Origin of the sequence: Alkalihalophilus marmarensis DSM 21297 (assembly GCF_000474275.2) — a bacterium.
GTDB lineage: Bacteria > Bacillota > Bacilli > Bacillales > Bacillaceae_D > Alkalihalophilus > Alkalihalophilus marmarensis.
Window position 1 is genome coordinate 68,112 of record NZ_ATAE01000041.1, and the last position, 11,840, is coordinate 79,951.

General features: G+C 43.0%; 10 protein-coding genes. 4 read left to right on the forward strand and 6 right to left on the reverse strand.

Going from position 1 to position 11,840, the window contains the following annotated elements:
- Window positions 1-27: 27 nt before the first annotated feature.
- From A33I_RS21530 to A33I_RS15175, 4 genes are all read left to right on the forward strand, one after another.
- Window positions 28-147: a class III lanthipeptide gene (locus tag A33I_RS21530; RefSeq protein WP_022629197.1), complete on the forward strand. Its 120-nt coding sequence runs from the start codon at window positions 28-30 to the stop codon at window positions 145-147.
- 37 nt (window positions 148-184) lie between these two features.
- On the forward strand, window positions 185-310 hold the full coding sequence (locus tag A33I_RS21535) for a class III lanthipeptide (RefSeq protein WP_201783217.1): 126 nt from the start codon (window positions 185-187) through the stop codon (window positions 308-310).
- Between the two features lie 167 nt (window positions 311-477).
- Entirely contained in the window at window positions 478-918 is a 441-nt protein-coding gene (locus tag A33I_RS20325; protein ID WP_083477663.1) for a DUF4064 domain-containing protein, read from the forward strand.
- A 262-nt stretch (window positions 919-1,180) separates the two neighbouring features.
- The gene (locus A33I_RS15175; RefSeq protein ID WP_022629199.1) at window positions 1,181-2,062 is read left to right on the forward strand and encodes a helix-turn-helix domain-containing protein; all 882 of its coding nucleotides are present in this window, start codon (window positions 1,181-1,183) and stop codon (window positions 2,060-2,062) included.
- A 779-nt stretch (window positions 2,063-2,841) separates the two neighbouring features.
- On the opposite strand, the gene A33I_RS15185 is transcribed toward A33I_RS15175, so the two are convergent.
- The 6 genes from A33I_RS15185 to A33I_RS15210 all read right to left on the reverse strand — a co-directional run bounded on the left by A33I_RS15185 (window position 2,842) and on the right by A33I_RS15210 (window position 11,837).
- Window positions 2,842-4,035 carry an ABC transporter permease gene (locus tag A33I_RS15185; RefSeq protein WP_022629201.1) on the reverse strand — a complete coding sequence of 398 codons (1,194 nt, stop codon included), beginning with the start codon at window positions 4,033-4,035 and terminating at the stop codon, window positions 2,842-2,844.
- 5 nt (window positions 4,036-4,040) lie between these two features.
- Window positions 4,041-4,724 carry an ABC transporter ATP-binding protein gene (locus A33I_RS15190; protein WP_022629202.1) on the reverse strand — a complete coding sequence of 228 codons (684 nt, stop codon included), beginning with the start codon at window positions 4,722-4,724 and terminating at the stop codon, window positions 4,041-4,043.
- Complete coding sequence (locus A33I_RS15195) at window positions 4,717-5,805, reverse strand: efflux RND transporter periplasmic adaptor subunit (protein ID WP_022629203.1); 1,089 nt, start codon at window positions 5,803-5,805, stop codon at window positions 4,717-4,719. Before A33I_RS15195 ends, A33I_RS15190 begins: the two co-directional genes overlap by 8 nt.
- A gap of 9 nt (window positions 5,806-5,814) precedes the next feature.
- A complete protein-coding gene (gene yknW, locus A33I_RS15200) occupies window positions 5,815-6,492 on the reverse strand; it encodes a YknW family membrane protein (RefSeq protein ID WP_022629204.1) in 678 nt (225 codons plus the stop codon).
- A gap of 401 nt (window positions 6,493-6,893) precedes the next feature.
- On the reverse strand, window positions 6,894-8,276 hold the full coding sequence (locus A33I_RS15205; protein ID WP_022629205.1) for a S8 family serine peptidase: 1,383 nt from the start codon (window positions 8,274-8,276) through the stop codon (window positions 6,894-6,896).
- Between the two features lie 477 nt (window positions 8,277-8,753).
- On the reverse strand, window positions 8,754-11,837 hold the full coding sequence (locus A33I_RS15210; RefSeq protein ID WP_022629206.1) for an efflux RND transporter permease subunit: 3,084 nt from the start codon (window positions 11,835-11,837) through the stop codon (window positions 8,754-8,756).
- Window positions 11,838-11,840 lie beyond the last annotated feature (3 nt).

Genomic DNA, 11,840 nt, shown 5'->3' on the forward strand with positions numbered 1-11,840 from the left:
TTTCAAGTACATAAAGGAGGTGATTTCATGAAACAGGTGCTTTCTCTTCAGAACATGAAAAGTAACAAGGATATCGAGTTACATGCTAGATCTTACCTAAGCATTAATTGCAAAGGCTTTAGCAGCATTAGTACATTCATTTGCTGATTATTTTCCGGTACTTTACAGGAAGGTGGTATAACCCTTGAAAAATGTATTATCTTTACAAGACCTTGAAAACAAAGAAGAAATTGTCCTTCATAGAATTCTAGGTTCATCGTATAGCCTTAATTGCAAAGTGTTAAGCTCAATAAGCATATTTATCTGTTAAATGTTAAAGAGGTGCAAGCATGCACCTCTTTTTTATTCCCAATTAATTAATATACTTATATAAAATAACACTTTGAATAAATATATAATATAATGAATTTATCATTTTACAAACGAGACCATAATTAAACTAATAGAAAAATATAATAAAGAAAGGCTGAGACACAAATGAATGTTAGATTCTTCGTAGTCAGCATGTTATCAATTTTATCAATTGCATTACTAGCAAGCAGCATTGCTTATTTATCATACATGGGTCCATTAGAACAAAATAGTCACGCTCGTCATTTTGTTATCGAACTTTATAATAAAGATCCAAAAGTACAGCGAGATTCTGTTAATGGGACCCTGAAAATCCCGCCAAATCAATTTGCTACCGACACTTTACGTTTTCTTCATCACTATTTGCATATTCCAATAGGTGCCCTCGCTTTATCGGTAACCCTTAATATCATTTGTTTATTCATAGCTAGGGATAATAAGAATTTATCAGGAAGCCTATTTATGTGTGCCGCAGCTGCCTCCTCATTCACTCTTATACCTCCGATCTTACAGGTGCTATCAGGAATATTACTTTTAAGAGAGCGGAAATTGATCGCTAAGAAGTAATAGTAATACAAGGCAATGCTCACTTATTTGCTATTAGTTATCATACTTATATCGAAGTATAATATATTGAACTTTTCTTTTTAACCATGTAAATTATATCTATTTTTATAAGTCATTTTACACAGTAGTCTGAGAAGATCTTGGTACTGATTAACCTATTCTAAACCAAGAAGTATTTACAATAGAAAATAAGTGCTAGAATCGAGTATATACTAAACGAAATGTTTTCATTTAACAGAGCAATTTAAAGGGGGGACGTTTTATGGACATTAAAATCGGAGACATTATTAAGAAGAGAAGAGTTGAACTTGGACTTACACAAAAAGATTTAGCTTCCGGTATTTGTACTCAAGCTCAAATCAGTAATATAGAGAAAGGCTCTTTGAATCCATCGTGTTCTGTACTCTATGCGTTTAGCCAAAAATTATTTGTGGATATGAATTATTTTTTCGATTTAAATTCTAATAAGCCAAGTCAACACTTCACTAAAATCGAGCACTTGATTAATCAATTAAAGACAGAGAGAAATTACGATTCGATAAAGTACATTGTCGATAATGAATTAACGTTAAATAGTAACAAATATTCCTCTTATGAAAAACGTTATCTATTATGGCATCAAGGTATTTCCATTTATTATTTATCAGGTAGTATAGATGAGAGTATACAGAGACTTAATGAATTAGTCATAATAAACCCTTCTACCCCACTGGATACTTTGCTTAATATTAACATCAAAACGAGTATTGCCATTATAAAGCAAGAGGGAAAATATTATACTGAAGCTTATAACCTCTTTTTAGAAGCTTCAGAAGAGTTATTAAATGTAACTGAATTAGATCATACATATCAAGTTCAATTGAAGATTTTATTCGGATTATCACAAACACTCAGTTACTTAGGAAAATATAATGAATCTAAGACTTATAGTTTAAAAGCAATATCTCTATGTGTGGAAAAGGATACTCTATATTTATTAGCAGATTGTTACTATCAAGTAGGATACAACCTGATAAAACTCGATGATTTGGAAAAAGGACAAGACTATATAAAAACAGCCATTTCATTATATGAAGTTCAAGGCAACACTAAGATGATAACTATTGTAAATGAACAGTTGGAAAAATTAACACTACACCCATAGTTACATGTTTTATTTTCATTTGAAATAAATATTAATTGAGTATTAGAGGTTGAAAGCTATCTAGCTTCCAACCTCTTTTTTTTGAATTAAATATAAATTTCCTATAAAATTATTCGCATAAATATATATTATATTTATTTATATGTTAAAATTATATTCAAATGATATATTAACTCAAAATAAAATAATCAAGATGAAAAGAGGTAGTATTTATGAGAAAGTCAGTGTTCAAAGGATTTTTAGTAGGGATAGTTGCTCTAAGTACTATAGCATTTGGGAGTACGGGTTACGCCCATACGTCTGAGCTGCTGAATATCCCTGGGCATCACTCTATCGAAGGTGTAACACCTCTCAACATTCCCGGGCATCACTCTATCGAAGATGTAACATCTCTCAACATTCCCGGACACCATTCTATCGAAAGTGTAACACCTCTTAACATTCCCGGGCACCATTCTATCGAAAGTGTAACACCTCTTAACATTCCCGGGCACCATTCTGTCGAAGGACCTTAATTACTTAGTTATTATAATTCTTATCTCTCCCTAAGATTATTTTTTAAAACAGACTACGATCATGGAGGTGTTGATTGTAGTCTGTTATTTTGAAATTTAGACGTACAATCCATCATCGCTCCTAAAACTTCGCTGAACGTACCGCACCCCCTGGGATATGTGCCGATTGCATTGATATTCCACTACTCTCATCTCATGCTTTTAATCCCCTAGTCAAAACTTAAGGAGGCACTGACTCAGTCAATGCCTCGAGCCTCAAACCAATTATTCATATCTCAAAGACTCTATTGGATTCAGTCTCGCCGCTTTGTTGGCTGGAAGTAAGCCGAATACAATGCCCAATATCATCGAGAATAAGAGTGCTCCAATGATTACCGGCCATGATAGAAGTGATGGCCAGCCTGCAAAGAAGGAAATCATAGTAGAGACCCCCCCGCCTAAAAGGATGCCGATGATCCCTCCAATTAACGTTAGAATGATTGACTCAATCAGAAATTGGAGGAGAATTTGCTGGCGGGTGGCACCAAGCGACTTACGAATTCCGATCTCACGCGTTCTCTCAGTTACAGATACTAGCATAATATTCATGACTCCGATTCCGCCGACAAACAGGGAAATCCCTGCTATTCCGCCAATGATCAACGTCATAATACGGGTGATCTGCCCAATCCCTTCTGCAATCTCTTCCATGTTCATTACTTGATAGGCCTCTTCTGTATTCTTTCTCGCATTCAACATTTGTACAGCTTCTTCTCCTGCAGCCTGCAGTTCTTCAAGCGACTCCGCTTGAATCGTCACTTGATTGAATTCACTCTTACTATAGACCGTCCGCCACGTCTCCCAAGGCATATAGACTTCCTGCATACCAAAGGCAAACAATCCACTCGGTGCTTCAAGTACGCCGATAACCTCCACCGGCTGATTGGCAACACGTATGACTTCACCTACGGCCGACTGCTCTGGAAACAGCTCTTCATTTAAAGAATCAGAGATTAAGGCTACTCGACGGCCACCGAGAAAATCCGCTGGCTGCAACGAAAACCCTTCTGCCACATTAAGCTGGTGAACATCCAAATACGTTTCGCTGATACCATTAACTGAAGCATCACTTGTTTCTTCTTGGTAACGGACCCTGCTATGCTCATAGCTTGTCGCGACCACACTTTCAATACCTTCTACTGTCTCAATTTCGCGGATATCTTCTAAGGTAAATGCAGGTTCATTCAAGATATTTGGATTTGTCTGCATCTCCTCATCCGATGGCATATAGAAGATTTCGGATGTATTCCCTTCACCTGCTATCGAGGTCTTTAACATTTCCTCTCCGCCCTGGCCGATCGCCACAACGATAATGACCGCTGCTACTCCAATAATGATCCCAAGCATCGTGAGCACAGAGCGCATTTTATGAGCTTTTATCGAGTTGATCGCCATTAATATATTTTCTTTTACACTCATAATGGCTACCCCCTCTCGCGGCCCATATGCGACGTTAACTCGCCGTCCCGCACATAGATGGTTTTTTTTGTGTACTCAGAAATTTCCGGCTCATGGGTGACAAGCGCAATTGTTGTCCCGGCTTCGTTTAGCTCTGTCAATAAATCCATAATCGTTTCACTCGTCTTTGTATCCAGAGCTCCTGTTGGCTCATCGGCTAAAATGATCGTCGGTTCATTAACAAGAGATCTCGCAATGGCGACACGCTGCTTTTGCCCGCCAGAAAGGGAATTAGGGAGATAATCCATCCGATCCTTTAGCCCTACCAGACTAAGTGCCTCCTCAGCCCGTTCTTCCCGCTCTTTTTTGGAGAGGCCAGCATAAATCATCGGCAGCTCTACATTTTTCTTCGCGGTTAATCTTGGCAGGAGGTGGAACTGTTGAAACACGAAGCCGATTTGTTGATTACGGACCTTTGCAAGTCCTTGTTCATCATAATTCGAGATGTCTTCTCCATTTAAAAAGTAGTGCCCGGTGCTGGGAGGATCGAGGCAGCCAATAATATTCATCAGCGTTGATTTTCCAGAGCCCGACGGCCCCATAATTGCGAGAAAATCTCCTCGTTCAATATCAAGGTCAATCCCTTTTAAGATCGTCGTATCCTCTGTCCCCACACGATAGCTTTTCGTAATTCCTTCCAGCTTAATCAAGGACAATCACTTCCGATCCATCCCCAAGCCCTTCTGGAATGTCACTGATGATTTGATCAGACTCACTAAGACCAGATCTAATTTCATAACGGCCATCAGAGGTCATCCCAAGCTCCACTTCCTGTTCCACTGCTGCCCCCTCTACAATGGTGTACACGTATGCCGTATCATCAATCTGTCTCACCGCTGAAATCGGCACTGTTAAGGCTTCTCTCTCATCTGACACGACATTTAAAATCACCTGATAACCCGGACGTAGAGAGCTCGTGTCGCCCTCTTCTACTTTTACGGTAAATGGATACTTAATTCCCGTCCCATCTAGTTCATTTTGCGAAGGAAGAAAATCAATCTGATCAATCACACCTGTCCACGTTTGGTCAAGAATGGCATCTGACGTAATGTCTACCTTCTGACCTTCCTTTATTTCAAGAGAATCATATTCAGATAGATCTCCGCTAGCCATAAACGACTCTGTCGAAGCGATCGTCACCGCAGCTTCCGTCCCCTCATCAATCTTAAGGACAACACCCGCAATCGGACTTTCTTCTGTTAAATTTTTTGTGCGATTTTCAAGCTGTTCTTTTTGCTTTAACAGCTGTCTAAGATCAAGGTTTGCTGCGCGCTTCTCATAGTCAAGCTGCTCACGCTCAGAACGAAAATGATCTCTAGCCTCCTCTCGGCCGACATCATCTGCAAGCTTATTTTGTTCATCTGAAAGACGGTCTTCTTGCTTTCCAACTTGATTAATTCGTAAGTAACCTGCTTCAATTTGAATAGCGAGCTGTTCTAATTCAAACTCAAGATCTTCACTTGTGTATTCGATCAATGGAGTTCCAGCGTCAACTGTGTCTCCTTCTTCCACAAGCAACGTATAGTCTTCTTCTATTCGTATTCGAATATGTTCTATTTCTGCTAATTCCATCTCACCCGGCACCATGATTTCATGCTTAACCGTTTGGTTCTCAGGTGTAGCCGCCTCTACTTCGAACGAGTCACTCCCCTGTGACTGCACGACAGCAATTGCTGTAAAAAGAATCACCGACAGGACAATAGCCGACCCAATCCATACTTTCTTTTTCATCAATTTCACCTACACTCCAGCCGCAAAAAACCCGATTAATGCAGCACCTACCGTAATGATCAGTGTCACAACCCAAGCAGTAACGGGTTTCATCGAAGCAACAATACGCAGACCCATGGCCATCAAAATAATGCTCCAAATCGAAAACACTTCAAACAAGCTGACAAGCGAGTACATTGGATCATATGGATCAAAAAACACGGTCAATCCCGTGATCATCTGAGCAGGATTTAGATTAAGAGCTAACGTCAAAATACTATTTAGTACTAATCCAATTCCTCCAATGAACATAATAAATACATTTAATGAAAATAACTGCTTAAACGTCGCATCACCCGCAGTCAGCTTCACCACAATCCACATGATAAAAGCACCGATCACCCCGCCAATCACAGGCATTAAGAGTGACGTGACAAATGTAGACACACGAATAGCCGTTTCTGCCCCTTCAAAAATAGCCATATCTTCTGCTGAGAGATCCCCCATCATCAGCTGAAAATCAGTCAAAAAGGAAAATAACGCAGCCCACACGGCATACACTGCTGTCACGATGAAAAGTGGAACAAGAACCTTTGGATTCTCACGCATACGGCCGAGCTGTTCCTTTGGTTCTGTAATAAATTTAAAAATCGATGGCTTTTCGCCCTTTGGCACCTCTGGTTTGTTTTTTAATGCAGTTTCAGACATGCTGCACTCCCCCTATATCATTAGTCAGTTTATAATCACCTCTACCATTTACGCATATATTGGAAATTACTTTCAACAAAAGTCCCAATATTTTATAAATTCTTTATAAATGAGTGATTAGATAGTCCAATTTAAGGAGTAAACCAGTGAGGCTCGGGGTCTGATTGCGCAGGTTGCCGCTATTATTGCGTCGGTGCCGAATTTAATCGCGCCTCTTTGGCCGTGATATGCGCGGGTTCACAGTCTAATTGCGTCACTCTCCTCTTATTGCATCAGTTCACTCTACTTATGCGCCGGTACAGCGGTGGTTTGTACTCACTTTGACAGTAATTGCGCCACTTCTACCTGCTACCACTTAAATAAAAAAAGCTGACCCTCCAAAAAGGATCAGCCTCATACAATTATTGAGCAAAAGCTGCTTCCACCGCATCGTATGCATTCACATACCCAGCTCCGACTTCCCATGACTCGTACCCTGGCATCGGTGTCACGGTCTCTTGTAAAATCTCTTTCACCTCACTTGGAGTAAGCGAAGGATTTGCTTCTAGCAGCAGGGCAGCAATACCTGCTACATGCGGTGTTGCCATCGAGGTGCCGCTCATCGTTGTGTAGAACGGTAAATACCTTGCTTCAATCAATTGAATATCTTTTGGCGCAGAAATGACCGATAAAGGTGAAAGTACTCGTGTTGAGATGATATCGACACCTGGTGCTACTACAGTCGGTTCATCCTTCCATGTCCACTGCTCACCATCCATTTCAAACGTTCCCCCTTGATCAGAGCCTCTGGATGAAAAGTCAGCAAGGCTGCCATCCTTCTCACCAGCACCAACCGAGATGACCCAAGGTGCTTTTGCATATGGGTTATGTGTATCTTCTCCAGGCCCTTCATTTCCAGCTGCAAATAGTACCGTAATCCCTGCATCATAGGCTTTCTTGCTTGCTACATTAATTGGATGATGAGGATCAAAATCTCCTGAGCCGCCCCATGAGTTTGTGATGATTTGAATATTATATTTATCTTGGTGCTCAAGGGCATAATCAAATCCACCAATCCCATCAAGCACGAGCAGCACAGCGCCTGAGCCGTATCCGATTAGATCAGCCCCAGGTGCCGCCCCTGCATATTTACCGCCAGACATCACCCCCGTACCGCCAACTGTCCCAGCGACATGAGTCCCGTGCCCTGAATTCGTATCTGTGTTAATGATATTCTCAATATAAGAAATCGGGATAATACCTGTGCTTGATAAATAAGAAGTCCCTAACACATTTTGCACGAGATTCTTTTTAAACGTATGATCACCATGTGTACCATCCACGCCGCTATCGTTAACTAGAACACCGACACCTTCTCCCGTAACAGGAAGACCTCCGTTTTGCTCAGTAAAACTCTCATCTGCTCGGACTTTTTTTACACCTGTTATTTCATTAGCATCCGCGTTAAAATACTCAAGCCGCTCATTTAAATAAATAGACTGTACATCTTCATTTTCTGCTAATCTTTCTACTTGCCCTTTCGTAACAAGAGCACCGACTATCGGCAAATTGTTAAGCGACACTGCCGAAGTGATATTAAGTCGTTCAAGTAAAGATAAATGAGCAGCAGTTGGCTTGTCCTCACCTTCAAATGTCACAATAACCTCAGCTAATGAATGACGATCAAGAGCACCCCACACGTTTTCATCGACAACAGCAGACGTTGCCTCCGCTGATTGACCAGCAAATATAAATCCTTGCCCCAGCAAGAATACGATGAGCATGATACCTAAAAGCCTCTTCATAACAACACTCCTTTTTATTTTTAGAATAGTAAGAAAACTCACTATTCTAGCTTCCCACAAGAAGATCGATTTCCACTATTAGACAAATGTATGATTTTTTAGTTAATATTTATCAATCGTTAACACTAAAGTTAGATGAAGATGACATTTTGGCGGTAGGTAGTTTTTATAAAGAGACCATTCGAGTGTTGCTGGAGCGTTTGTTGCGGCAGGGATTGCGCCGTTTGACGTGGTTATTGCCTGAGTGCGGGAGCTAATCGCGCTTCTTTGGCAGCGATATGCGTGGGTTCAAAGCCTAATTGCATCACTCTCCTCTTATGCGTTTGTTCACCCCTCTTATGCGTCGGTTCATCAGCGGATTGTATTCACCTCGGCGATAATTGCGCCAATGCTCTCCCCCACCGCACTAGGCCAATGCTCAGCACACAGCCGTACAACACCACACAAAAACCCGCGCCCAAAAGGCGCGGGTTTCTCTTACATTGCTCTCCGCTCACGTCTAGCGCGGATTCGCTGGCGTGCATTTGACTGCAGCAAGTACAGTGCAGGCACGATAAACAGTGTGAGTAGTGTGGAGAAGATCAATCCTGAGACAATCGCTATACCGAGCGGCTTAAATAATGTGCTGTTGCCTAGGGCAATCGGCAATAAGCCGGCAATCGATGTGAGCGAGGTTAAGACGATCGGGCGGAAGCGCTGCTCCGCTGCCATCATGACAGCTTCGCGAACATCCATTCCATCTTTTCTTCGCTGTTCAATAAACTCAATCAAGACAATTCCATTTCGGACGACAATCCCGGCAAGACTGACGGCTCCCATCATCGACATAAAACCGAGTCCGGTCTGGGTGAGGAATAAGCCGATCAATGCTCCGGCAATTGCTAAATACACCGTACTTAGAATCAGAATTGGCAATGTCAGCGAGTAGAATTGAATTGCAATGACAATTAAGATCAAGAACACAACGACGATGAAAATTTGACCGATATCAATAAACACATCTGTACGGGCAGAAGTTTCTCCGCCGATCGATAACGAGTATGCAGCGTTGTCTGCAGTGACTGCATCGAGGTCTGCACGGGCATCGGCTAAGATCTCATCACTTGAACGATCACTTGGATAGGCACGTACTGTAATGGTTGGCACCGTGTTCGCATGCGGGATGCGAGGTTCAGTCGTCTCTTCATCCACTGTTACCAATTCGCTGAGAGCAAGTCGTTCACCAGTGATGCCTTCTACCGTAATCTCTTCTAGCACATCCACTGATAACGGTCCTGCATACGCATAGACCATGCGCATATCAATCAGCTCACCTGGCTGCTGGAGCTGACCAAGCGGCATTCCTTCACCGACTAAACGCAGTGCTGTTGCAAGATCATCGCTTGCGACTCCGTTCTCTTCAAGCGCGTCGCGGTCTGGTGTGACCTGGATCGTTTCCACATCCTCACCGACGTCATCATCGACGCTTGCGACTCCTTCTGTGGAAGCAAGGATTTCTTTTACTTCATCAGCCATTTCACGGAGCGTGTCAAACTCTTCTCCGCTCACTTCAATCGCAATCGGTGCGCCGACTGGCGGACCGGATTCAATCATCGATACATTAATATTAGAGACTTCAGGGAATGCGTCTGGCATCGTTTCGTTCCACTCGTTCATCGTCTCGCGCGTCGAGAATTGCTCGCGGTCAATGAACACAAGGAAGTTTGCTGCATTTTCACCAGCTGCCCCACCTCCCCCTGCTCCAAACAGGCGCGGGATATCTGTTCCGACATAGGTAGAAACCGAGCGGACATGCTCGACATCATACAGCCAATCTTCGATTTCTCTTGCTTGCTCTTCGGTAGCTGAGAGTCCTGTCCCCTCAGGCAAGGTAACCTCCACAAACACTTCTTCACGGTCTGTGTCTGGGAAGAATTCAAGCGGAATAAACGGAATCAGCGCATACGCTGCTGTTCCGAGCAGGAACCCGGTAATGACTACTAAGAGCGGGCGCTTTGTAACGCCTCTCATCATTCGTTTTCCGTAGAAGCCCGCGGCCTTATCAAATGTACCCCCTAAAAATCCGGCCGGCTTCCTCTCGCTTCTTGTAATAGGCGAAGCCGTTTTTTCACGAATGGTTCGGTAAATCGGTATTAAGAATAATGCCACGAGAGTTGAGGCGATCATTGTCGCGATTAACACGGCTGGCAGCGGACGGATAAATCCACCGGCGCCTCCTGGCAGAAGCAGGAGCGGCATGAATGTGAACACAACGGTTAAGGTTGATGTCAGAACAGATACCGCTACTTCCTTCGTTCCGTTAATTGCGGCTTCCATCGGCTTATCACCCATACGTAAGCGGCGTTCGATGTTCTCATTTACGACAATCCCGTCATCGACCAATATCCCCAACGCAATAATGAAAGCAATCAATGAGATTTGGTTTAAGTCGACGCCGATAAATGGCAGAACGATCGCCCCTAAGCTTAAGGAGACTGGAATCGCTAGAGCTACACTTAGCGCTGTTGAGACATTAAGCCCGAGTGAACAAACAATTAATACGGAGACAACGGCAATTGCAAATGAAATCGCAAGGTCACGGAACAGTTCATTTACAAGGTCTGCCTGGGTGTACAATAACGTCATTTCTACACCGTCTGGCAGCTCTGCTTCCATCCGTTCTACAAAGCTGTCAAGTTCCGTTTGAGCGCTTGTTACACTTGCTCCAGATTTCAAGTAAAACGTAAGCGAGATTGCTTCTTCCCCTTCAAACGCGACTTGCTCTGTAACTGGCTTGAACGTTTCATTGATTGTCGCGACATCACCAAATTGGATCACTTCCCCTTCAGCATTTGCGCCTACAGGAAGCGTTTCAAGGTCAGAGAGATTCGTAAATGTTTCTAATTCAACGCGGTAATTATAGTCATCAGTCTTCCACTCACCTGGTGGAACGGCACTGATTTCACCGTTTAAGACACCAATAAGCTGGTCGGTTGAAATATTCTCATCCGCGAGCGCCTCTGGGTCTACTTCTATTAAAATTTCTTTTTCAAGTGTCCCTTGCGTCTGCATAGAGACGATATCCGGAAGCTCATTTAACCTAGTATTCCAGCGGTCAAGCATCGCATCGACTGCTGGTACAAGATCAGGGTCATCGAATGTCAGCTGATAGGTTGCGAGTCCTTGGGTGGAAAGCTCGTTATTGAACATCGGCGCATTCGCATCCTCAGGAAACTCTGCAGAGGCATCGTTCACGCGCTGACGGACTTCGTTCCACACTTGATCGACATCAAGGCCTTCTTCAAGCTCTACTGTGACAAAGGAGAGACCAGGACTTGAGACAGATGTGAGTGAGGCGATCTCCTGCATTTGCGAGAGGTTCTCCTCAAGCAGGTCGGTCACATTTTGTTCCACCTGTTCACTAGATGCCCCTGGGTACACCGTCATTACTTGGGCAATTGGCGGGTTGAATTCTGGGATTTCACGCTGAGGCAGCTGCAGGAAGCTCAGCACCCCGACTAGTGTAAACATTAGAAAGAAAAGAATAGTAATTTTGCGTTTTCGTATCAGCCAAGAGATCATCGG

Coding starts and splice junctions, on each gene's coding strand:
- A33I_RS21530 (WP_022629197.1), top strand. CDS start 28: ATGAAACAGGTGCTTTCTCTTCAGAACATGAAAAGTAACAAGGATATC.
- A33I_RS20325 (WP_083477663.1), top strand. CDS start 478: ATGAATGTTAGATTCTTCGTAGTCAGCATGTTATCAATTTTATCAATT.
- A33I_RS15175 (WP_022629199.1), top strand. CDS start 1,181: ATGGACATTAAAATCGGAGACATTATTAAGAAGAGAAGAGTTGAACTT.
- A33I_RS15185 (WP_022629201.1), bottom strand. CDS start 4,035: ATGAGTGTAAAAGAAAATATATTAATGGCGATCAACTCGATAAAAGCT.
- A33I_RS15195 (WP_022629203.1), bottom strand. CDS start 5,805: ATGAAAAAGAAAGTATGGATTGGGTCGGCTATTGTCCTGTCGGTGATT.
- yknW (WP_022629204.1), bottom strand. CDS start 6,492: ATGTCTGAAACTGCATTAAAAAACAAACCAGAGGTGCCAAAGGGCGAA.
- A33I_RS15205 (WP_022629205.1), bottom strand. CDS start 8,276: ATGAAGAGGCTTTTAGGTATCATGCTCATCGTATTCTTGCTGGGGCAA.
- A33I_RS15210 (WP_022629206.1), bottom strand. CDS start 11,837: ATGATCTCTTGGCTGATACGAAAACGCAAAATTACTATTCTTTTCTTT.